This is a genomic window from Yunchengibacter salinarum (assembly GCF_037658235.1).
Classification (GTDB): Bacteria; Pseudomonadota; Alphaproteobacteria; order Sphingomonadales; family Kordiimonadaceae; genus Yunchengibacter; species Yunchengibacter salinarum.
The window spans coordinates 295,981-317,583 of record NZ_JBBJLN010000002.1; the positions used below are offsets into that span (position 1 = coordinate 295,981).

At 64.1% G+C, this 21,603-nt stretch carries 16 protein-coding genes; 6 read left to right on the forward strand and 10 right to left on the reverse strand.

Going from position 1 to position 21,603, the window contains the following annotated elements; translation table 11 throughout:
- Position 1 precedes the first annotated feature (1 nt).
- The 8 genes from csb2 to WGH93_RS03505 form a co-directional block, all read right to left on the reverse strand.
- Positions 2-2,200 (reverse strand): type I-G CRISPR-associated protein Csb2, encoded by a 2,199-nt coding sequence (gene csb2, locus WGH93_RS03470; protein WP_374763459.1) that lies wholly within the window; start codon positions 2,198-2,200, stop codon positions 2-4.
- Between the two features lie 8 nt (positions 2,201-2,208).
- The gene (gene cas7g, locus WGH93_RS03475) at positions 2,209-3,279 is read right to left on the reverse strand and encodes a type I-G CRISPR-associated RAMP protein Csb1/Cas7g (RefSeq protein ID WP_374763460.1); all 1,071 of its coding nucleotides are present in this window, start codon (positions 3,277-3,279) and stop codon (positions 2,209-2,211) included.
- Complete coding sequence (gene cas8g2 / locus WGH93_RS03480; protein WP_374763461.1) at positions 3,276-4,145, reverse strand: type I-G CRISPR-associated protein Cas8g2; 870 nt, start codon at positions 4,143-4,145, stop codon at positions 3,276-3,278. Before cas8g2 ends, cas7g begins: the two co-directional genes overlap by 4 nt.
- Complete coding sequence (cas3g, locus tag WGH93_RS03485; RefSeq protein WP_374763462.1) at positions 4,138-6,846, reverse strand: type I-G CRISPR-associated helicase/endonuclease Cas3g; 2,709 nt, start codon at positions 6,844-6,846, stop codon at positions 4,138-4,140. Before cas3g ends, cas8g2 begins: the two co-directional genes overlap by 8 nt.
- A 145-nt stretch (positions 6,847-6,991) precedes the next feature.
- Positions 6,992-9,499 carry a heavy metal translocating P-type ATPase gene (locus WGH93_RS03490; protein WP_374763463.1) on the reverse strand — a complete coding sequence of 836 codons (2,508 nt, stop codon included), beginning with the start codon at positions 9,497-9,499 and terminating at the stop codon, positions 6,992-6,994.
- Positions 9,489-9,725, reverse strand: coding sequence for a hypothetical protein (locus WGH93_RS03495; protein WP_374763496.1), 237 nt, complete (start codon positions 9,723-9,725; stop codon positions 9,489-9,491). Before WGH93_RS03495 ends, WGH93_RS03490 begins: the two co-directional genes overlap by 11 nt.
- Positions 9,726-9,754: 29 nt before the next feature.
- Positions 9,755-11,107 (reverse strand): APC family permease, encoded by a 1,353-nt coding sequence (locus tag WGH93_RS03500; RefSeq protein WP_374763464.1) that lies wholly within the window; start codon positions 11,105-11,107, stop codon positions 9,755-9,757.
- 203 nt (positions 11,108-11,310) lie between these two features.
- Positions 11,311-11,838, reverse strand: a complete 528-nt coding sequence (locus WGH93_RS03505) for a TetR/AcrR family transcriptional regulator (protein ID WP_374763465.1) — start codon at positions 11,836-11,838, stop codon at positions 11,311-11,313.
- Positions 11,839-12,032: 194 nt separating this feature from the next.
- On the opposite strand from WGH93_RS03505, the gene WGH93_RS03510 reads away from it, so the two are divergent.
- Positions 12,033-13,142 (forward strand): S-(hydroxymethyl)glutathione dehydrogenase/class III alcohol dehydrogenase, encoded by a 1,110-nt coding sequence (locus WGH93_RS03510; RefSeq protein ID WP_374763466.1) that lies wholly within the window; start codon positions 12,033-12,035, stop codon positions 13,140-13,142.
- Between the two features lie 9 nt (positions 13,143-13,151).
- A complete protein-coding gene (gene fghA / locus WGH93_RS03515; protein ID WP_374763467.1) occupies positions 13,152-14,021 on the forward strand; it encodes an S-formylglutathione hydrolase in 870 nt (289 codons plus the stop codon).
- 25 nt (positions 14,022-14,046) lie between these two features.
- Here fghA and WGH93_RS03520 read toward each other — a convergent pair whose 3' ends face one another.
- The gene (locus tag WGH93_RS03520; RefSeq protein ID WP_374763468.1) at positions 14,047-15,093 is read right to left on the reverse strand and encodes a GlxA family transcriptional regulator; all 1,047 of its coding nucleotides are present in this window, start codon (positions 15,091-15,093) and stop codon (positions 14,047-14,049) included.
- Between the two features lie 10 nt (positions 15,094-15,103).
- Positions 15,104-16,183 carry a GlxA family transcriptional regulator gene (locus WGH93_RS03525; protein ID WP_374763469.1) on the reverse strand — a complete coding sequence of 360 codons (1,080 nt, stop codon included), beginning with the start codon at positions 16,181-16,183 and terminating at the stop codon, positions 15,104-15,106.
- Positions 16,184-16,378: 195 nt separating this feature from the next.
- On the opposite strand from WGH93_RS03525, the gene WGH93_RS03530 reads away from it, so the two are divergent.
- The 4 genes from WGH93_RS03530 to WGH93_RS03545 are packed head-to-tail and all read left to right on the forward strand — an operon-like array spanning position 16,379 to position 21,578.
- A complete protein-coding gene (locus tag WGH93_RS03530; protein WP_374763470.1) occupies positions 16,379-17,629 on the forward strand; it encodes a sarcosine oxidase subunit beta family protein in 1,251 nt (416 codons plus the stop codon).
- 19 nt (positions 17,630-17,648) lie between these two features.
- Positions 17,649-17,942: a sarcosine oxidase subunit delta gene (locus WGH93_RS03535; protein ID WP_374763471.1), complete on the forward strand. Its 294-nt coding sequence runs from the start codon at positions 17,649-17,651 to the stop codon at positions 17,940-17,942.
- Entirely contained in the window at positions 17,939-20,974 is a 3,036-nt protein-coding gene (locus tag WGH93_RS03540; RefSeq protein ID WP_374763472.1) for a sarcosine oxidase subunit alpha family protein, read from the forward strand. Before WGH93_RS03535 ends, WGH93_RS03540 begins: the two co-directional genes overlap by 4 nt.
- Positions 20,952-21,578 (forward strand): sarcosine oxidase subunit gamma, encoded by a 627-nt coding sequence (locus tag WGH93_RS03545; protein WP_374763473.1) that lies wholly within the window; start codon positions 20,952-20,954, stop codon positions 21,576-21,578. The genes WGH93_RS03540 and WGH93_RS03545 overlap by 23 nt, the downstream gene beginning before the upstream one ends.
- Positions 21,579-21,603 lie beyond the last annotated feature (25 nt).

A 21,603-nucleotide genomic window follows, 5' to 3' on the forward strand; every position in this document is an offset into this window, starting at 1 on the left:
ATCATTCGGCGCGGATAAAGGTTCCGTCCCCCCTGTGTGCCCCCTTGCCCAGCAGCAGCGGGCCGCTGACCGCCACGGCAAAACGCAGGCGTATGCGGGCATAAGGCCCCGTTTCCGGTTCAACCCCGCAAGACAGGATGGTGACGTCAGCCGGTTCCGGCAGGCCCCGGCGGTGCAGTTCCCGGCGCACGTCCTGTTCCATGAAGGCGCGCCGGTCATCCCGGCGCTTGGGATGGCGCGTGGCGCGATAGGGGGTATTGCTGACCCAGACCCGCCCCTGCCCGAACAGGCGGCTTTCATTTTCAGGATCAGGCAGCGGGCGCAGGGCCAGCACGCCGCAGTGCCCGGCGCGGACGGATTCAAGGGCGTTTGTTACCTGTTCGAAGCGATCTTTATCGCCATGATCCAGTTTTGTCTGCGGGTCCGCCATGTCGGGCCGGATGACATAAAGGCGGGAAAGGGTGCCCGTGTCCTCGTCGTGGTCGGCGGTGAGAAACACATGTTCGTGCCCACCATTGCCCGCAGGTCGGCCATCGGGCTTGTGCCCGGAGAACAGGGGCGATAAAGCGCCGGTCACATCGCGGTCCAGTGCCATCAGCGCCCGGCGCAGGGCGTGGATGATCGGGCCGTGGCTTTTGGCGGGTGGGGGGCTGCCTTCAATGGCAAAGGCCGCGACCCTGCGGCGGGCATCCGGCATAGGCGCCATCAGACCCAGCCCCAGATAGCGCCCGTTGCCCAGAATGAGCGGCCCTTTGACGGGGGCCTCAAAGGCGATTTCCACATGCCAGAGCTGGTGCTTTGAGAAGCGGGTGCGGGCGGCGAAACCTTCTGCCCGCGCCCCTTTTGCGTGGAAGGGTTCCCGCTGGACATGGATTTGCGCGGTCGCCGTATCGATCCCGGCATGGCGCAATGCCTGGCGCACGGCATGGGCGGCGCGGCTTTCTTCCTGCCCACGCTCCCCACCGCCCTTGGGCTTGTTGCGGGTTTCGGACGGGTCGATGCGGCGGCGTGCCGCCTTTTCCGGCAGGGCGGCGGGGGTGATGGTGCGCCAGATGCGGGCGCCGCGATTCAGGCCGTAATGGCGGGTCATGCGCGGGTTGTCTGTATCGGTCAACTGGATGTCTTGCACGATTTCGCCGGTGTGGGGGTTTGTCTGCTCTGACAGGGTGACACCGGCAAATGCCCAGTGGATATCCCCGGAAGGGAGTGGGCAATGGGGCGGAACATCCACCAGAATTCGCCGGATGGATGATTCCGCATGGGGGTGGCCAACAGATGGCAGGGGAATGATGCGAATGCGCTGGGCCTTGTCCGCGTTGCCCATGGCCTTGACGCGGCCAAAAACCCGGTCGATCTCCGTGCCCTGGTCGGGCAGGGCCTTTTTTAACCGATCCGCCACCTTGTCGCGCACAGTCTCCACCAGTTTTGCAACATCAGTGAGCGCGGTCGGGTGGAAATCCGCCCGGCGGGTGGCGAGGTTCCGTATATCGAACAGCAGCCGCGTGGGCGGGCTGTCATACGCCACATCCTGGAACCGCGGCTTTGGGGGCTGTGTGAAGGCAGTCTTCATCGAGCGGCCCTTTTTTGATGTGGTCAGGCGCTTTTCCAATGCCTTGTGGCGGTTGATCAGGCTGATCAGAGAGCCGGGTGCGGGGCAGGGGAGCAGGTTGCCATTTCCCGGCGCCGGGCGGCTGTGTGCGCCGCCGTGCGCGTGGATATGCTTGTCCGCTTCATCCTTGCCGAATATCGCACACTTGGCCCAGGCCATATCCACACCGCGGCCAAGCTGGTAGAGCCTGTCCGTGATGGTGGCGATTGTTCGGGCATGGTTTTCGGGATCATCGGAAAACCGCCAGCAATAAAGTAGCGGCTTGGCGGCATTGAACAGATAGGGCCGTATCTGCTTGGGCGTCCGGATATCTGCAACCTTTTTCGGGTCGCCGTTCTTGGCATCCAGATCATTGTTGGGCACATAATTGCGATATCCCTGCCCGGCGCGGGCGATTGGTGCGGTGATTTCCGGCGGGGGCAGTGTTTCCAGCCAGGCGAGCGCCGCTTGTGCATTCGCGGGCACATCGCCCCCTTCGGCGGCTGCGGCCACCAGCGCCTGAAACAGCCGTGCCGGTGCGGGCGGCCACGGCCCCGTGCCATGATAGCGGCCATCATGAAAACAGACGGATATGATTAATGCGCGGGTCATAACAGCGCTCAGGAGGCTTTGGCGGTCTTGGATTTTTTCGCGTCCTCGCGGGCCTGCTGCTTGTTGAAGTTCAAGCGGTAAGACGACCCCACGCCAAAGCCGGAAGCGGCCTGTTGCGCATATGCCAGCGCCGTGCTTTCATCAAGCGGCACGGGATTGCGGCCCCCGTCCCGGCCCACAAGGGACCATTCGGCGGGGGTGTCCGGGTCCGGTACGATCAGGCAGCCCTGGCGCAGGAACGGGTCCAGCGGTGCGGTGGCCGCCACCAGCGACAGCCCCAGCACATAGCGGCGCAGGGCGGGGGCGTTATCCCCTTCCAGACGGCGCAGGGCGACCAGATTCAGGGTGACGGTGCGTTCAATCCCGTCTCTGGCAATGATGCCGCCATGGGTTTTACCTGAAGGCACATGCACATAGCCGCGTTTTGCAAGCGGGCTTTTTGGGTCGCCTTCCTGTTTTTCCTTGTCGGATTCGGTGAATACGTCCGTTTCCGCATAGTCGATCGGCGGGTTGTACTGGGCGGCCCGGTGTAATTCTTCCACATTCCAGGCGCGGATGACGGATTGCACGATGCGGGGCAGCTTGGCTTGTGTATCGCGGGAATCCCAGGCGCCGAAAACAAGTGAAGTAGGGGCGATCCTGGCGATTTCGCTGGCGTCTTCCCGGTCTTTCAGGGCAAGGAACGCATCATGCGCGGCGCTTTTCAGGTCGAACCCGCTTGCGTCATCGGGCTCAACGCAGCGGATCAGAGCATCGCCCAGCCGGTGGCCGGCATCAAGGATGGAAACGGTTTTTTCGTTGCCGTACTGAATGTCGATCTGCGGGATCAGGTCGGCGTGGGGGCTGTGTTTGAAAATCGGCTCCATACGGTTGGCCTGGGCGCCCACGCTGTCAATGGTGGCAACTCTGGTGCCGTCAGACAGGTCGTCGATATTATAGCCGATGTCTGCATAGGTGGGCGGGAATATCACGCCGCCTTCCCCTTCTACCGGCATCAGCTTTTGCTTCAGGTGCAGCGCGACCGGGCCGTTTTCATCGTCGGCCCATTGATTGATCATGTCCTGGGTGAGCGTGGTCATGGTTTTGGCTCCTCTGTGACGTCAAGAATGCAGCGGGCCTGGCCTTCCTGGCCGGGCCAGCCGAGTTGCATACGGAACGAACGGTGGGGAAAGGGAAGGGCGGCGCAGCCCAGCGCGGCGCGGTGAAACAGTGCGGGCAGAAGCGTGCCGTGCTGTGTGCCTGCCACGCCATATCGGTATTCCAGCTTGGTGTGTCTTTGCGGGCGGGCATGGGTCAGGCCGATGGCCGCCAGAAGTTCCACCACCGGATAGCCGGTCATGCTGATGGTCTGGTGGTCATTGGGGGAAAAGCCAGCATCTATGGGGATATAGTCCCGGCGCCAGTCGAAGCGGAAACTGCTACTCTGTATTACCGAGAACGAGAACGGGTCTTCTGTGAGGGTGTCTGCTGCATCCCTGAACAGGGCCAGCGAGTCTTGCGTGAAGGCGGCGCCGGGATAGCCCCCGGACCCGGCCCAGAACTTCACATTGTCCCGTGTGGTTGCATCCCCCCAATGATCGAGCGTGATCGCTTGGTCGCCGTCGCGCAGAATGGCAGGCAAGGTGGCGGGGCTTGACGGATCGGGAAAAGGGAAGGGGTCTTCCGGAGCCGCGTGTATTGTGGGAATTTTCCATTTACGGGTATCATTTTTTGACCCCTGCGGGGCAATGGATTTCACCTCCGCACGGGCCAGAAAATTCAGCACTGTCGCCACCGGATTTTCACCCCCTGCGGCGTGGATGTGAAAACGCGGTTCGGCCTCGTCGTGCCAGTTGAATCCGCCTTTGGCGCCCCCCAGCAGAACATCAGCCGCTTCCAGAAAGCCGAGACAGGCAAAGACCTGGCCCGGATTGAACAGGTCCACGGGGATGGAATGATCAGCCATGGTTGCCCTCCCACTCAGATACTGCTTGATCCAGCCGACGGGAGGCGCGCTGATCCGCCGCGCGCACCACTGCTTCCAGCCAGGCAAGCCCCCATGGGTCGAACCGGTCCTGCAGGCGGGCGAATCTCAGCGCCACCTCCTGCGCCTTATCCGCCAGGGCGGATGGTGGCAGGGAGTCGCAGCCATTCACGGATAAAGTGGGCCGGGCCTGGCCATGGTGGGCCGCGATCAGATGCAGGGTCAGGTCGCGTATTGTCTCCGGCAGGGCTTCGGGCGCATCGTGCCCGTCCAAGGCCAGAACGGAGCCGAATTCGTGGCGATAGCCTTGCAGGATGGAAGGGCGAACCGGCCCCCTGGTCTTGGCGTAAGGGCCGTCCGCTTTGGGTGCGTTGAACGCGTTTTGCCACACCCGGCTTCGCTTGCCTTCATCATGATACCGCGCGGCGAGACAGACAGCGTCTGCGATCTCCGGGGCGCTATGGGTAAGCCCCAGGGCCGCGACCAGTCTTTTTGCTTCTTCTGCGACCCAGCCCTGATGTTCCTCAAGGGACTGGCTTTTGCGCGTGATGGCGCGCGCGTCTTCGCTGCTGTCCTCGCCGTGCCATTTTTCCACGACAAGCCATGATGTGGGCGCGCCTTCTTCTGTGGTGGCCGTAACGAAGGAATGGACAGGCTGCCAGTTTTCCGGTTCGGTTGCGGCATCGCCCTCGCTGTCGGCGTCCGGGTTTACTGACGCTGATGATCGAAGCACCCGCACCGGCACGCGCGGCGCGGCGTTTGCATCGTCTGGGGGCGAAAGCCACCCGTTTTCGTCATCCGCGGACGGTGCCGGGTCGTGCGTTTTATCGGCAAGCAGTCCGTTCGAAAGGCCGCCGATCCGGGCATCCAGCACAAGGGTTTTGCCGGATAAATTCGTTACGGCGTTTTTCTTGGTTCTGAGAAGTTCAGACAGTTCCGCGAGGGAGAAACGGCCCACCACGTCGTTGGTACGATCAAGGGCAAAGGCGACCACACCCTGCTTCCAAAGCGGTATGGGCATGTCTGCCGGGCATGGGCCGGTGTGTTTTGCCGCGGCGCGTACGCGCTTTTTAAGCCAGTCGCACACATGGTCGGTCTGTGTTTCGAGGCGCTCCGCCAGATGAGGGGGCGCCGCTGTGAAGAATGTGTCGATCTCTGTCGCTTCGGCGACACCGCCATCCGTGCGCACGGGCAGGTGGCGGCGCCAGACAAGGCTGGTCTGTTCCTGTTCATCCACCCATCCCCTTAGCCAGGGTTGGATTTCGGGCCGCCCTGTATGGTCTCTCAGGCTGGTCATGGACCAGGCTTCCAGAAGCGGACGGTTCAAGGCCGGGTAAAGCGGCGCCGGGGTGGAGGCATTCACAACTGCCCGCCAATGCTCATCCATCAATTCCATAAGGGATTGCGGGCTGGCGTTCAGGCTGCCGTCTGTGTGTTCGGGAAGATGACCCAGCAGTTTTCGCGTGGCTTCCGCAATGTGATCATGGTCCTTGTCGCTGCTGGGGACATCACCGTGCAGGACGATAATATCCGACTGCTTGTTTCCCAGCCGATTGACGCGCCCAAGCCTTTGCACCATGCGTTCAATCGGCACCAGGTCCATGACCATATGGTCCGCATCCAGATCGACCCCCACTTCGCCTGCTGACGTTGCCACCAGAAAGGCGGGCAGATCGCTTTGCACGCCGCCCGAGAAGAAACCTAACTGATCCAGTGCACGCCTGGCCTCCTCGCGCTCATGCACACGGCGTGCGCCCACAAGAAGCTGGGTGTTTTCTTCCGGTAACTTAAGCGATTTGGCCAGTTTTCTGATGGCGGCCAGCGTTTCTTCAGCATCGGCCCGCCTGTTGCAGTAAATGAGGATTCGTCCGGGTCGATTGCCTTCATCAGTCAGCGCCCAGGCCCGTTCGGCCAGGGTTTGAGGCAGACTGCTGGTATCAATGCTTTCAAAACGCAGGCTTTTATCGGCTGTCAGGCGTTCCCTTACCGGACCTTCTGTTTTCTCCTCCTCATTGAGTCGAAAGACACTCTCCCCTTCGCGCCTTCCCGTGGCTGACAGGGTGAGCAGTTCGACAGGCGGCGCAAGTTGTCGGAAATCCTCTCCCTCAGGGCGTGATGCCCGCTTGGTGATCTGTTCCACCAGCCTTTCAAAAGGTGGCACAAGATGGGATTCATCCAATACAATCAAAGAATCCATGCCCAAAAGGCCCGCATGATAGGGGCGCATTCGGCGGCTGACCCCGTATCCGCCGAACAGCAGTCGGGACCCGATCATGTCCACCGTTCCGACAATAATTGCGGGCGCGGACGGGTCGCGGAGCCAGTCTCCCCGATCGGCATATTGACCGCGCAAGGTGGAGATTGGCAGGTCGCCTCCCTGCGTGGCTGCCCAGGTGCGGATTTTCTCCGCCTCTACCGTGGCCTGGTCCACCACCGCGCGTCGGTCCACAACATAAACAAGGCGTCGCGGCAAATCCGTCGCGCCAGCTTCTCTGGCAAGGTACCAGATGACCATGACAGAGGTTTTACCCGCCCCTGTCGGCAGATCAAGTGCATCAGGGCGGCAATTACCGGTAAATTCGTGAAACAGGCGCACCTGCCAGCGGAAGGGTGAATGGCCGGTCAATGCCTGAAACCGGCTTTGAAACAGCGCCGTGCTTCCAGTTTCCTGAGATACATCCATAAGCATATCGCCAATATTTGAAATTCAATCAAACATCATATCTATGAATGCATTTTACAACCAAAAAATAACACCTCTGGCGGGATTTTGGTGCAGGGTCGCCCTGTATGCTAGCGCCTGGTATTTCGTGTGGTCGTGGGCCTGTTCAGCGGGGTTCTTTGTTGTAGCGGCGGCGCAGCAGGAGTGAATTGCCGATGACGGATAGCGAGCTGGCGGTCATGGCGATCACGCCGATCATGGGGTGCAGCAGGCCGGTGGCCGCTATGGGGATGGCTGCCGCGTTGTAGCCGCTGGCCCAGAGCAGGTTCTGGACGATTTTCCTGAAGGTGGCGCGCGACAGCACCATGGCATCGACCACGCCGGAAAGTTCCCCGCGCACCAGGGTTACGTCCGCGGCTTCTATCGCCACATCTGCGCCGGCGCCGATGGCAATGCCCACATTGGCCTGTTTCAGGGCCGGGGCGTCATTGATTCCGTCCCCCACCATGGCCACATGGTCGCCGTATTGCTTCTGAAGTTCCCGTATGGCATCCACCTTGCCTTCCGGGAGCACACCGGCGCGCACCTCGTCGATGCCCACCGCGCGCGCCACGGCGTTGGCGGCGCGTTCATTGTCGCCGGTAATCATCACCACGTGCAGGCCCTGTTCATGCATGGCATGAATGGCCGCGATCGACTCATCCTTGAGCGTATCGGCAACCGCCACAATGCCGCGGGCCTGGCCGTCGCGGGCGACGATGACGGCGGTTCTGCCCTGATTTTCAAGGTCGCGCAGGTCTTCGCTCAGGGCGTCCAGCCCCTTCACGCCGTGTTCTTCCAGCAGAACCCGATTGCCAATCAGTACGGTCTTTTCATCGACCATGCCCGACACGCCCCGCGCGCCGGTGGACCGGAAGCCAGTGACCTTTCCGGGCTTGATGCCGCGAGTACGGGCGCCGTCCACAATGGCGCGGGCGATGGGGTGTTCGGACGCATTTTCCACCGTGGCGGCGAGGGTCAGCACCTCCGTTTCCGAGACGCCGCCGGCCACGACCACATCGGTCAGTTTCGGCTCGCCCCGCGTGATGGTGCCCGTTTTATCCAGGACCATCACCCTGATATCCTTGAAGGTCTGGATTGCTTCGCCGGAGCGGATGAGGATTCCCCGCTCGGCCCCCACGCCGGACCCCACCATCAATGCGGTGGGCGTTGCCAGCCCCAATGCGCACGGACAGGCGATCACTAGCACCGCGATGGCCGCCAGAATGGCCAGCACCGGCGTGGCCGCATCGGGGTTTACCCAGGGCAGGAAACCGGCGCCCCATTCCAGGATCGGGCGCAGCGTATCCGCCGCCAGAAGCCAGGCGGCAAAACTGGCCACAGCAATCACAAGCACAAGGGGCACGAAGCGGCCCGTCATGCGGTCTGAAAATTCCTGAATGGGCACTCTGGACCCCTGGGCCTCATCGATCAGCTTCACCACCTGGGCCAGGAAGGTGTCACCGCCAACGCGGGTGGCCTTGATCCGCAGGCGGCCTTCCTTGTTGATGGTGCTGCCGATAACGCTATCCCCCGCGCTTTTGAAGACCGGGATGGATTCCCCGGTGGCGATCGATTCATCCAGATGGCTTTCGCCGTCCACCACCGTGCCGTCGGTGGGCACCTTTTCTCCGGGCCGGATGACCATGATGTCACCGGGGGACAGATCCTTGACGGATATCTCCGTCTCCTCCCCGTTCCGCTCCACGCGGGCGGTCTTGGCGCCCAGGGTAAGCAGCTTGCGGATCGCCTGCGACGCCTTGCCCTTGGCCTTCGCTTCCAGATACCGGCCAAGCAGGTGAAAGGTCATGATGGTGGCCGCCATTTCGATGAAGGAGGTCATGGGATAGATGAAGCCCACCAGCCCGATCAGATAAGGGGGCAGGCTGCCCATGGAAATCAGAATGTCCATGTTGAAGGTGCCGTTCTTCAGCGAACGCCACGACGCCTTGTGGGTGGCGGCCCCGCCATACAGAAACACCACGGGAAAGCCGAGCAGCGCAATGATGGCCAGATAGCCCGGAATGGGCTGCCAGAGCATGTGCGGCATCATCAGAAGCATGATCAGTGTGGTCGGTATGGCGGCGATCAACAGCCGTCGCACGGCCAGCTTCAGATAAGCCTCTTCAACAGCCGAGTCGCCTTCGCCATCATCATCGCCCTCCGGCGCGATCGCGGCCACATCGTACCCGGCGCCTTCTATCAGCGCTTTCAGTTCGTGCTGTGTGGGGCCGTCCGCGCCGACCGTTACATTGACCGTATGACTGGCGATATTGGTCGCGGTTTTGCGCACCCCGCCGTGCCGGGCAAGCGTGCTCTTGATGATGCCGGCGCAGTGATCCGACCCCATGCCCGGAACCGTCACCCTGAATGTTCTGGCGCCGATTTCCCTGACGGCGGCCACGTCGTAGCCCGCCCCCTCCACGGCGTGTTTGATGGTCTCCCCATCGGGGCCGGACGCGGCAGTGCGGATGCTCACCCGGTGCCTGGCGATATTGGTCTCGATCGTCTCGATACCGTCCAGGCGCTCGATCGTTTCGCGGATGATGCCGGCGCAGTGGTCCGACCCCATTCCCGGCACGATCAGTTCGAGATCATGTGAGTCTTGCGCTGCCTGCCCGTCCTTACGGCTCATCGGGGTCTCCTTCATTGCTCCCGCCACCCGGCCAGTCATTGAACGCGATGAAATACAGCAGCAGGATATTGACGACGGGAACCAGTATCAGAACACCGAACCAGCCAGGAAATCCCATGCGCTGGCAGATGCGCCAGGCCGGGATGACGACGATAACGGCGACCACCAGCATCCATAGCGAGTGCCCCGCCCACATGAAGCTGCCAAACATGCTGTTTCCCATGATGTTTCCCTTCGTTTGTTGGGTATGCCGTGTCAGTGATGGCGGGCATGGGATGTGTCATGCCCCGATTGTTCGGATTCCCGCACCCTTTTCAGGAAAACATACTCGGCGAGCGCAATAACAAGCATGGCGAAGACTGCCAGGCCGATGACGAACGGGTCGGTGTGCAATTTGACCCAGACAAAGCCACCAAGGGCGAGCGCATCCAGCAATATGGCTGTTGCCGGTATCCAGGCGCCGGCATTCACGGCCTTGCGCAGATACCGTAGCACACCCCAGTGAATGGCTATGTCCATGATCAGGTAGAACACGATTCCCAGCGCGGCGATCCGGGACAGGTCGAAGAAGCCCGTCAGGATCAAACCCAGAACCACAGTGTACACCAGTGTGTGTTTCTGGATGTTCCCCGGCATACCGAAATGCCGATGGGGAACCAGCTTCATTTCCGTCAGCATGGCCAACATGCGCGAAACCGCGAAAATACTGGCCAGGATACCCCCAGCCGTGGCCATTATAGCGATCGCAACCGTAAACCAGACACCATAATCGCCCAGCGCCGGGCGCGCGGCGGCGGCCAGGGAATAATTCTGCGTTGCGATGATTTCGGGCAATGACAGATTGCTGGCAACGGCGAAACCGACCAGGGCATAGATCACCACGCAGGCCGCAATGGAAATGACGATGGCGCGCCCCACGTTTCGATGAGGGTCCTGCACCTCGGCGCCGCTGTTGGTGATGGTCGTGAAGCCTTTGAAGGCCAGAATGCCGAGCGCGGTGGCCCCCAGGAAATTACCGGCAGTCCCGGCCTCGCCCGGGCTTGAGAAGTCAATTGACAGGTTGTCGGCAATCCAGATGCCCACCAGGCCGAAAATCAGTATGCCCCCGATTTTCAGAAGTCCGATGAAGGACGCCACGCCCTGAATCATGCGGTTTCCGAGCAGGTTGATCAGAAAGGCCGTCAGGATCAGAGACACACCGAGAAGGGGCACCATGCGCCCGCTTTCGTCGCCCCCGAAAAGCTGCATCGTGTAGGCGCCGAAGGTGCGGGCCAGAAAGCTTTGGGCAATGACCATGGAAAAGTACATCAGCAGGGCGTTGAAGGCCGTTGGCAACCGGTTTCCATAGGCCTTGTGCAGGTACATGCCGATGCCGCCCGCCGAGGGGAACGCGTTGGAAATCTTTATGTATGAATAGGCACTGAAGCCGACAATCACGGCGGCTGCAAGGAATGCCAGCGGGAACAGGGCTCCCGTCATCTGCGCCATCTGCCCGGTGAGCGCGAAGATACCGGCGCCAATCATGACACCGGTGCCCAGCATCACCGTTCCCGGAAGGGTCAGGCTGCCCTGCTGGTAATGCGTGGTTCTGTCCTGCTCCCGGTTCATGTCACGTCCTGTTGCTCAGGGGGCGTGGATGGGATTTGCAGTACTCGGACATCTGGCGCCGGCAGACACGCGCAGGCAATCCCTGTTGCCAACACCCTACATGTCCGGGGCCGCTTTTGCCATGGTGCGGATTGGTGAGTATTGCGGGCCTTTGAGAGGGCGTGTCGTCATCCTGGCCGCATGGGCGGACATGCTGGCGCCCGTCAGGTCCGGCCGGTCAGCATGGATATGCCGCGATCGGCTGCCGCCACCGCATTGTCCAGACCGTGGAACGGGGCCAGCGCGATCACCCCTTCCAGCAGCAGATAGATGCTGTCCGCCTGAACCGTGTCCGACACGAAGGGCCGCGACGCGGACAGCACAAGGGCGCGCCAGGCATTCTTGTACCGGCTGGCTTCCGCGTCCACAGCCGGGTGGTTCATCTCTCCGCTCAGGCGCTGGAACAGGCAGCCATTGGCGTTGGGCACACTGCGCATCCACGCCGCCAGCCGGGTCAGCAATTGCCGGGGGTGTGGCAGGGTGTCCTCGTCGCCGCCCACCTCGGCAATGAACCGGTCGTGCCGCGCCCGCAGCACGGCCACGACCAGATCCGTCTTGGACGGGAAATGCTTGTACAGGGTGCGGGGGGATACGCCCGCGTCCCGGATCACCAGGTCGATGGGAACGGCTGCCGCGCCCGATCGTTCAAACAGGGCGTCCGCGGCGGTCAGAATGTGGTCTCGCTTGTCCATGGGATCATGCATATAACGATCGTTTTACTGGGCGTCAAAAGCACATAATGTCACACGCGGAAGGCGGGCGCGAACGCGGGGCGGCGCGCGGGCGGGGCGGGAAATCTTCGCTCATGCGTGATCCTGTCTTGCGGGCGGGGGGCTGGGGCTTTTAGGCTACATGCTTTGGGACCGGTTCCGACAAGGGGGGACACATGAAAAGCAGAGCAGCCATAGCCTGGGCCGCGGGCGAGCCGCTGAGCGTGGAAGAGGTGGACCTGGACGGGCCGGGACCGGGCGAGGTGCTGGTGGAACTGAAAGCCACCGGCGTGTGCCATACGGATGCCTATACCCTGTCCGGCAAGGACCCGGAAGGGCACTTCCCCGCCATTCTGGGCCATGAAGGGGCCGGTGTGGTGGTGGACAAGGGCCCCGGCGTGCGGGATGTGGATGTGGGCGATCATGTGATCCCCCTGTATGTGCCGGAATGCCGGGAATGCGAATACTGCCTGAACCCGAAAACCAATCTGTGCCAGGCCGTGCGGGATACTCAGGGCCGCGGCGTGATGCCGGACGGCACCAGCCGGTTTTCGTTGAACGGCAAGCCGATCCATCACTTCATGGGCACCAGCACCTTTTCCAACTATACGGTTCTGCCGGAAATCGCCGTGGCGAAAATCCGCAAGGATGCGCCGTTCGACAAGGTTTGCTATATCGGCTGCGGCGTAACCACCGGGGTCGGGGCCGTGGTCAATACCTGCAAGGTGGAGCCCGGCGCCACTGCCATCGTGTTCGGCCTTGGCGGCATCGGGCTGAATGTGATCCAGGGCTTGAAGCTGGTGGGCGCGCGCCAGATCGTGGGCGTGGACATCAACCCGGCCAAGAAGCCGCTGGCCGAAGCCTATGGCATGACCGATTTCGTCGATCCCGGCACGGTGAAGGGCGATCTTGTGGGCCACCTGATCGAACTGACCGGCGGCGGCGGTGATTATACCTTTGAATGCATCGGCCATACCGGGCTGATGCGCCAGGCGCTGGAAAGCGCCCACAAGGGCTGGGGCATGAGCTGCATTATCGGCGTGGCCGGCGCGGGGGAGGAAATCGCCACCCGCCCCGTGCAACTGGTAACCGGGCGGCGCTGGGTCGGCACTGCCTTTGGCGGCGCGCGGGGGCGGACAGACGTGCCGAAGATCGTCGATATGTATATGGAAGGCCAGATCGACATTGACCGCATGATCACCGCCACCCTGCCGCTGGAAGACATCAACCGGGCCTTTCACATGATGCATTCGGGCGAGGGTGTGCGCACCGTCATCACCTATTAAGGGGGTTCCATGGAGGAGCAAGAGCGCTGGCAGGAAGCCGGTCTGACAGTGGTGGCCGAGCATAAATGCTTTGGTGGCCGGCAACTGGTGTTCCGGCATGACAGCAAGGTCATCGGCCTGCCCATGGAAGTGGCCGTTTACCTGCCGCCCCATGCGGCGGAAGGGCCGGTTCCGGCGGTGACCTTTCTGTCCGGCCTGACCTGCACCTGGGAAAATTTCGTCACCAAGGCCGGCGCCCAGAGGGAGGCGGCCAATCTGGGGCTCGCCCTGATCGCGCCGGATACAAGCCCTCGCGGTGCCGGTATTGCGGGGGAGGACGAGGCATATGATTTCGGCACCGGTGCGGGCTTTTATCTGGATGCCACCGAGGCCCCCTGGGACCGGCATTACCGCATGTACAGCTATGTCACGTCGGAGCTGCCGGACCTGCTCGCCCGCGGCCTGCCCGTTGATCCGGCGCGGCAATCCATCACCGGCCATTCCATGGGCGGCCATGGGGCGCTCGTGGCGGCGCTTGCCAATCCTGACCGCTACCGGGCGGTGTCCGCCTTTGCCCCGATCGTGACACCGATGGACGTGCCCTGGGGCCAAAAGGCGTTCACCGGCTATCTGGGCGAGGACCGGGAGCGCTGGGCCGCCTATGACGCCACCCGGCTGCTGGCGACCACCGGCTGGAACAGTGACATTCTGATCGATCAGGGCACGGCGGATACCTTTCTGGACAGCCAGTTACAGCCGCAAAGGTTCGAGGCCGCGGCCCTGGCGCGGGAGATACCGGTTCAACTGCGTTTTCAGGCGGGCTATGATCACAGCTATTATTTCATCGCCAGCTTCATGGACGAGCATCTGGCATTTCATCATGATCGCCTGATCGCCTGATCGCCGGAATAGTCACGCCGCGCCCTCATGCAGTGCCCGGCTCGGTGGGGGCGCTGGTGGTGTCCGGCGCCGCCGGGCCGCCGATGGAAGGGCGCGGGCGTGCCCGGTCCACGCGCGGGCTGTTGGCGAACTGTTCCTTGTAACATCGGGCGAAATGCGCGCTGGATGTGAAGCCGCAGGCCACCGCCACTTGCAGGATCGACATATCCGTCTGTCTCAGCAATTGCCGCGCCCGTTGCAGGCGCAGGCTGAGATAATAGCGCGATGGCTTGATCCCCAGATGGTCGCGGAACAGGCGGGCCAGCGTGCGTTCCGTGGTGCCCACCTGGTCGGCGACGGCGCTGATCGGCTGGGGCGTTTCCAGATAGGCTTCCATGAAGGCGATGGCCGCCAGGATTTTCGGGTGGCTCTGGCCGGTTCGGTATCCCAGGTCCATGCGCTGGGGGTTGGTGGGCTGGCGCTGCACGCCGTGGACCATTTCTTCCGATACGGCCTTTGCCAGATCGGCGCCGTGATGGTCGGCGATGGCATAGGTCATCATGTCGAGCGGCGCTGTGCCACCGGAACAGGTGAAGCGGTCCCGATCCGTTTCGAACAGGGTGGCGGTGATGTTCAGGTCGGGGAATTCCTCGGCCAGTGCTTCCACATTCTCCCAGTGGATGGTGCAGCGATAGCCATCCAGCAGGCCCGCCCGCGCCAGAAACAGCGTGCCGGTGCAGACGGCGCCCAGCGACAGGCGCCGCCGCGCCATGTCCCGCAGCCAGTCGAGTATGCGCCTGTCCGTATAGTCGCGCGCCCGCACCCCGGCACAGACAATGGGGATATAGTCGGCGCTCATGTCCGACAGGCGGCTTGCCGGGGTGACGGACACCTCGTTGCTGGCCTGTACCGGGCGGCCATCCAGGCTGATGGTGCACCATTCATACAGGGTTTTGTCCGCCAGCCGGTTGGCCGCGCGCAGGGGTTCCACGGAAGAGGCGAAAGCCATCATGGAAAAATTCGGCACCAGCAGAAAGGCCACCTTGCGGCTGACCATCCTGTTGTGGGCGTGGCGGGGCCGGGGTCCGAACATGGGCCGCCTCCTAACCGGTCAGTGCCGGGGGTTGCCGGGTCGCTGCCCGGATGGTCTGCGGCGACGCCCCGAAGGCGCGGCGCATGTGCCGGGAAAAATGCGACAGGTCCGCGAACCCGCAGGCATGGGCGATGTCCGTCACCGAGCGATCGGAACGGGTCAGCAGCCAGTGCCCCTGCCGCAGGCGGCGCTCAAGGCGAAAGGCGGCGGGCGTGGTGCCCAGTTCAATTCGAAACAGTCGCTCCATCTGGCGCCGGGACAGGCCCAGCCGCTCCGCCAGCGCGCCCATGGTTTCCTGCCGGGCCAGCGCTTCGTCGATCAGGCGAACCGCCTTTTTCAGCCGCGCATCGCGGGCGGTGCGGTCGGGCGCGCTGTGTGGCTGGGGGGCATGGGGCGGCCTGGCCCGATCAGCCAGAAGGATATGTAGCGCCTTGTCCGCCACGCTGTGGTCAAGGTGCCGTCGAAGCAGATGGGCCGCAAGATCAATGGCGGCAGTGCCCCCGGCGCAGGTGATGCGCGGGCCATCCACCACGAAAAGCTGGTCGGCGATGGGCGTGATGTCGGGAAAGGCGTCTTTCAGGTCGGTCAGGTGAAACCAGGAAACGCAGCAGCGCCGCCCGGACAGCAATCCCAGGCGCAGCAGGGTAAAGACCGCTGTGCATAACCCCACAATGGTTCGGCCCCGGTTCGCCGCATCCAGCAGAAAGGCATCCGTGTGGGGGTCGGGCCTGCTGTCGTCGCGTAGCAGGCCCCCCACCACAACCACATAATCCATCGATGCATCCTGTGTATCCAGTGCGTCCAGCCGGATGTCGGCGCCCACCTGTGTGCCACAGCTTGCCCGCACGGGGCTGCCATCGGCGCTGGCCACATGCCAGCGGCAGCGGGTCTGGCGGCTGTTGTCGCCGTCATCGGTGGCCAGCCGCAGCATGTCGATGAAATTGGCAAAGGGTGTCAGGGTGAAATTGGGCAGGGGCACAAAGACCACGGAAAGGGCACAGCCGGATTCCCCGGCGCCGGTCCTGCCGGGTGCCGTGGTGGCTGCCGCGCCTGGGCGTATGCCCGGCGTTCCCCTTGCGGCTCTGGTCATGGCCTTCTCCCGAACCGGCTGGCACCGGCCCCTCTCCGCCAATGAGAATGCGACCGGCCCGGGGCGCGAGTCAAGAAGGACCGCACGGGGCCATGTCGCAAACAGACAAACGATCATGTCGCGCTTGTTCTTTGGCCCGGCGCCGGTTTGCCCGACCATGAAAGCTGGCCACACACCAGTCGGGGAGAGGCGCCCATGCAGCGCTATTCCGTTCTATCGCTGGCCCGCCGGGCGCTCGGCGGGCATCAGGGCTGGCGCCGCCAGTGGCGCAGCCCCGAACCGAAGCGGTCCTATGATGCGATCATTGTGGGCGCCGGGGGGCATGGCCTGGCCACCGCCTATTATCTGGCGAAGGAGCACGGCATCACCAATGTGGCGGTGCTGGAAAAGGGCTGGCTGGGCGGTGGCAATATCGCCCGCAACACCACCATTGTGCGATCCAATTATCTGATGGATGAAAGCGCGGCCCTTTACGAAACCTCCCTGAAGCTGTGGGAAGGGCTGTCGAAAGACCTGAATTACAACATGATGTTCTCGCAGCGCGGCGTGCTGAACCTGGCGCACAATCTGGGGGACGTGCGGGCCGGGCGCCGCCGGGCGGAGGCCAACCGGCTGAACGGCATCGATTCCCACTGGCTGGACGCCGCGGGCGTCAAAAAGGTCTGCCCGGAACTGAACACGGCCCCGGATGCGCGCTATCCCGTTCTGGGCTCCACCTTCCAGCCGCGCGGCGGCACCGCCCGGCACGACGCCGTGGCCTGGGGCTTTGCCCGCGCGGCGGACGGGCTGGGCGTGGACATCATCGAGCACTGCGAAGTCACCGGCATCCGCCGATCCGGGGGGCGCGTGATCGGGGTGGAGACCAGCCGTGGCCCCATTGACAGCCCGAAGGTGGGCCTTGTGGTGGCGGGGCACAGCTCCGTGCTGGCGGAAATGGCGGGTCTGCGCCTGCCGATCCAGAGCCACCCCCTTCAGGCGCTGGTGTCCGAGCCCATCAAGCCGGTGCTGGATACGGTGGTCATGTCCGGCGCGGTGCATGTGTATGTGAGCCAGTCGGACAAGGGTGAACTGGTGATCGGCGCGGGGATCGACTCGTACAATTCCTATGCCCAGCGCGGCAGTTTCCACATCATCGAAGAGCAGGTGCGTGCCATGATGCAGCTTTTCCCGCGCTTTTCCAGGCTGCGCCTGATGCGAAGCTGGGGCGGTATTGTGGACACCTGCCCGGATGCCTCCCCGATTCTGAGCAAAACGCCGGTGGACGGGCTGTACATAAACGCCGGCTGGGGCACCGGCGGGTTCAAGGCCACGCCGGGCTCCGGCTTCGTGTTTGCCCACACCATGGCGCGGGACGAGCCGCACCCCGTCGCCGCACCCTTCGCGCTGGATCGTTTCACCACCGGCGCCCTGATCGACGAACACGGCGCCGCCGCCGTGGCCCATTGACAGAAAGGGGGAGGCACCCATGCTGAAACTGGATTGCCCCTATTGCGGATCGCGCGACGAGGTGGAGTTCCACTATGGCGGTCAGGCTCATCTGAGCCGCCCGGAAGACCCGGACGCGCTCAGCGATGCCCGGTGGGCGGAATATCTGTTCATGCGGGACAATCCCAAGGGCCCCTTCGCGGAGCGCTGGGTGCACTGGGCGGGCTGTCGGCGCTGGTTCAATGTGCTGCGGGACACGCGGGACCATCGGGTGATCGCGGTGTATGAAATGGGCGCGGCCCATCCCCCCATGGTGGAAGGGGAAACGCCGTGAGCGGCGCGCGGCTGAGCGAAGGCGGCCTGGTGGATCGCGGGCGGGTGATCCGTTTCACCTTCAATGGTCGCCGCATGACCGGCCATGTGGGGGATAGTCTCGCCGCGGCCCTGCTGGCCAATGGCGTGACCACCGCCGCCCGCAGCTTCAAATATCACCGGCCACGCGGGATCATGGCGGCGGGGGTGGAGGACGCCAATGTGATGGTGCAGTTGGAGGAGGGCGCCCGTACCATCCCCAATCTGAAAGCGACCGAGGTGGCCCTTTATGACGGGCTGGTGGCGCGCAGCGTCAATGCCTGGCCGTCCGTGGCATGGGATGTGGGGGCGGTGACCGGGGCGTTTTCCCGCTTTCTGCCCACGGGGTTTTATTACAAGACCTTCTTCGCCGCGCCGTTCCTGTGGAACCGCCTGTTCGAACCGGTGATCCGCCGGGGCGCGGGGTGGGGGCGCGCGCCGCGCGAACCGGACCCGGAGGTTTATGATCATGTGCACCGCAGCACCGATGTGCTGATCGCGGGGGGCGGGCCGTCCGGCCTGGTGGCGGCGTTGCGGGCGGCGCGCACGGGCGCGCGGGTGATGCTGTGCGATCTGGATGAACGCTTTGGCGGCAGCGCGCTTTACCGGCCAGTGACGCTGGATGGGCGGTCGGGGGCGGATTGGGCCGATGACATGGTCGCCCGCCTGGAAGACTGCCCCAATGTGACCCTTTTGGCCCGCACCACGGTCACGGGCGGCTATGATCAGGGCTTCTACACGGCGCTGGAACGGCTGAGCGATCATCTGGCGCCCGCAGAGCGACCGGTGGGCCGTGCGCGGCAGCGGCTGTGGCATATCCGGGCCGGGCGGGTGATATTGGCCACCGGCGTGCATGAACGCCCGCTGGTGTTCGCCAACAATGACCGGCCCGGCATCATGCTGGCGGCGTCGGTGCTGGCCTATATCCGCCGCTATGGCGTATTGCCGGGGCGGCGGGCGGTGTTATTCACCAATAATGACCGCGCCTATGAAGCGGCCCATGCGCTGTGCGCGGCAGGGGCGCGTGTGACCGTGGTGGACAGCCGCCCCGATCCGAACGGGCCGCTGGTGGCGCAGGCGCGGCAGGCGGGGGCCGACCTGATCACCGGCAGCGCGATCACGGATAGCCGCGGGCGCACGGCCCTGAAACGGGTGCGGGTGCAGCCGCTGGACGGGCCGGATGCCCGGCCCGCCGGGCGGGGCCGATGGCTGAAGGTGGATCTGCTGGCGGTGTCGGGCGGTTACAGCCCGGTGGTGCATATCTACAGCCATGTGGGCGGCAAGCTGCGCTATGACGCGGACGCATCCTGTTTCCGCCCCGGCGATCCCGTGGCCGGGCAGGTGCCCGTGGGCGGTTGCAATGGCACATTCGATCTGGCGGACGCGCTGGCGGAATCCGCCCTGGCGGGAAGCGGCGCCGGGGCCAATGGCGGCGCCGGGTCGGACGGGGCAGTGGATGGCGTGCCGACGGTGGCGGAACAGCCCGCCGCCATGCCCGCGCCGCTATGGTGCGTGGGCGGCAGGGATGCGGCCCGGCGCCTGCCCAGCAAGCATTTCGTGGACCTGCAAAACGACACCACCGCCGGGGATATCGGCCTGGCCGTGCGCGAAGGTTTTCGCGCGGTGGAGCATATGAAGCGCTATACGCTGACCGGGTACGGCACGGATCAGGGCAAGACATCCAACATCAACGGGCTGGCCATACTCGCCGCCCTGCTGGATCGGCCCATGGGCGCGGTGGGCACTACCACTTTCCGCCCGCCCTATACGGCGATCACTTTTGGCGCGGTGGCCGGGCACGACCGGGGCGACCTGTTCGATCCGGTGCGGCGCACGGCCATGCATGACCGGCATCAGGCGCTGGGTGCCCTGTTCGAGGATGTGGGGCAGTGGAAGCGCCCCTGGTACTATCCTCGCGCGGACGAGACCATGCGGGAAGCCGTGGCACGGGAATGCCGGGCCGTGCGCACGGGCGTGGGGGTGCTGGATGCCTCCACACTGGGCAAGATACTGGTGCAGGGGCCGGATGCGGCCACTTTCCTGAACAGGGTCTATACCAATGCCTGGTCCGCCCTGAAGGTGGGGCGCGCCCGATACGGCCTGATGTGCGGCGAGGACGGCATGGTGATGGACGACGGCACCACCGCCCGGCTTGATGAAAACAGCTATCTGATGAGCACCACCACCAGCGGCGCCGCGCGGGTGCTGGACCATCTGGAAGACTATTTGCAGACCGAATGGCCGGACCTGCGCGTGCGGCTCACATCCGTGACGGAACAATATGCAGTGGTTTCCATCGCCGGGCCGGACAGCGGCACCGTTTTGCGGCGCCTTGCCCCCGGCCTGCCGCTGGACCCGGAAAGTTTCCCCTTTCTGGGTGTGCGCGAAGCCCGCGTGGCGGGGCTGGATGCCCGCATCTTCCGCATCAGTTTCACCGGCGAGTTGAGCTACGAGATCAACGTGGCCTGGCGCCATGGCCCCGCCTTGTGGGATGCGGTGATGGCGGCGGGCGCGGACCTGGACATCACCCCTTATGGCACCGAGACCATGCATGTGCTGCGCGCGGAAAAGGGCTTCATCATTGTGGGGCAGGAGACGGACGGCAATCAGACGCCGCTGGACCTGGGCATGAGCTGGGCGGTTTCGCGCAAGAAGGATTTTATCGGTCGGCGTTCTCTGCTTCGATCCGACTGTGTGCGCGATGACCGCAAGCAGCTTGTGGGCCTGTTGCCCGAAGATGGTGCCATGGTGCTGCCGGAAGGCAGTCAGATCGTCGCCGCCGGGGCGGCGGGCGGGCGGCCACCGATCCCCATGGAAGGGTTCGTCACCTCCAGCTATTGGAGCCCGGCGCTGGGCCGTGGCTTCGCCCTGGCCCTGATCCGGGGCGGGCGCACCCGCTACGGCGAGCGGCTGGAGGCGGAGCTTGATGGCCGCCCGGTGCCGGTCACGGTCACCGATCCGGTTTTTTATGACAGGGAAGGAGCGCGGCGCGATGGCGACCCAGAGCGGCTCTGATGCATTTTCGGGCATTCTGCTGCCCGGCACCGGCCCGCTGGCGCCGGTGACAGGCCGGGATGTGACGGTCTTCCCCATTGGCTTCACCGGCCTGGTGAGCCTGCGGGTGCCGGCGCATAATGCGGCCTGTCTGGCGGCGCTGGAAACGGCGCTGGGCCTGCCACTGCCCCGTGCCGTGACCGGCTGCCGGATCGACGGGGAGACGCGGGCGCTCCGGGTCGGGCCGGACGAATGGCTGATCATGACTGTGGATGGCGCCGCCCCTGACCTCGCCGCCCGGCTGGAGGCCGCCGGTGCCCCCGCCTGCCAGGAAACGGACCTGCCCGTTTCGGCGGTGGATGTGTCGGATACGCTGTTCGGCTTCCGCCTGAGCGGGGCGGGGGCCGCCGATCTGCTGGCGCGTGGATGCAGCCTTGATCTGGTCGGGCGGGAAGGGGGTGGGCAGAACGGGGATGGCCCGGTGGCCGTGATGACCCTGCTGGACAAGGCGCGGGCCCTGATCCTGTGCGGCACCGGGCTGGAGGGGGGCGAGGTCTGGGTGCGCACCTCTTTCGCCGCCCATATGCACGATTGGTTCGCGGCTGTGGCTGATCGTCGGGGGTAGGGGCGCCCCTTGCGAACCGTCAGCG

Coding starts and splice junctions, on each gene's coding strand:
- csb2 (WP_374763459.1), bottom strand. CDS start 2,200: ATGACCCGCGCATTAATCATATCCGTCTGTTTTCATGATGGCCGCTAT.
- cas7g (WP_374763460.1), bottom strand. CDS start 3,279: ATGACCACGCTCACCCAGGACATGATCAATCAATGGGCCGACGATGAA.
- cas8g2 (WP_374763461.1), bottom strand. CDS start 4,145: ATGGCTGATCATTCCATCCCCGTGGACCTGTTCAATCCGGGCCAGGTC.
- cas3g (WP_374763462.1), bottom strand. CDS start 6,846: ATGGATGTATCTCAGGAAACTGGAAGCACGGCGCTGTTTCAAAGCCGG.
- WGH93_RS03490 (WP_374763463.1), bottom strand. CDS start 9,499: ATGAGCCGTAAGGACGGGCAGGCAGCGCAAGACTCACATGATCTCGAA.
- WGH93_RS03500 (WP_374763464.1), bottom strand. CDS start 11,107: ATGAACCGGGAGCAGGACAGAACCACGCATTACCAGCAGGGCAGCCTG.
- WGH93_RS03505 (WP_374763465.1), bottom strand. CDS start 11,838: ATGGACAAGCGAGACCACATTCTGACCGCCGCGGACGCCCTGTTTGAA.
- WGH93_RS03510 (WP_374763466.1), top strand. CDS start 12,033: ATGAAAAGCAGAGCAGCCATAGCCTGGGCCGCGGGCGAGCCGCTGAGC.
- fghA (WP_374763467.1), top strand. CDS start 13,152: ATGGAGGAGCAAGAGCGCTGGCAGGAAGCCGGTCTGACAGTGGTGGCC.
- WGH93_RS03520 (WP_374763468.1), bottom strand. CDS start 15,093: ATGTTCGGACCCCGGCCCCGCCACGCCCACAACAGGATGGTCAGCCGC.
- WGH93_RS03525 (WP_374763469.1), bottom strand. CDS start 16,183: ATGACCAGAGCCGCAAGGGGAACGCCGGGCATACGCCCAGGCGCGGCA.
- WGH93_RS03530 (WP_374763470.1), top strand. CDS start 16,379: ATGCAGCGCTATTCCGTTCTATCGCTGGCCCGCCGGGCGCTCGGCGGG.
- WGH93_RS03535 (WP_374763471.1), top strand. CDS start 17,649: ATGCTGAAACTGGATTGCCCCTATTGCGGATCGCGCGACGAGGTGGAG.
- WGH93_RS03545 (WP_374763473.1), top strand. CDS start 20,952: ATGGCGACCCAGAGCGGCTCTGATGCATTTTCGGGCATTCTGCTGCCC.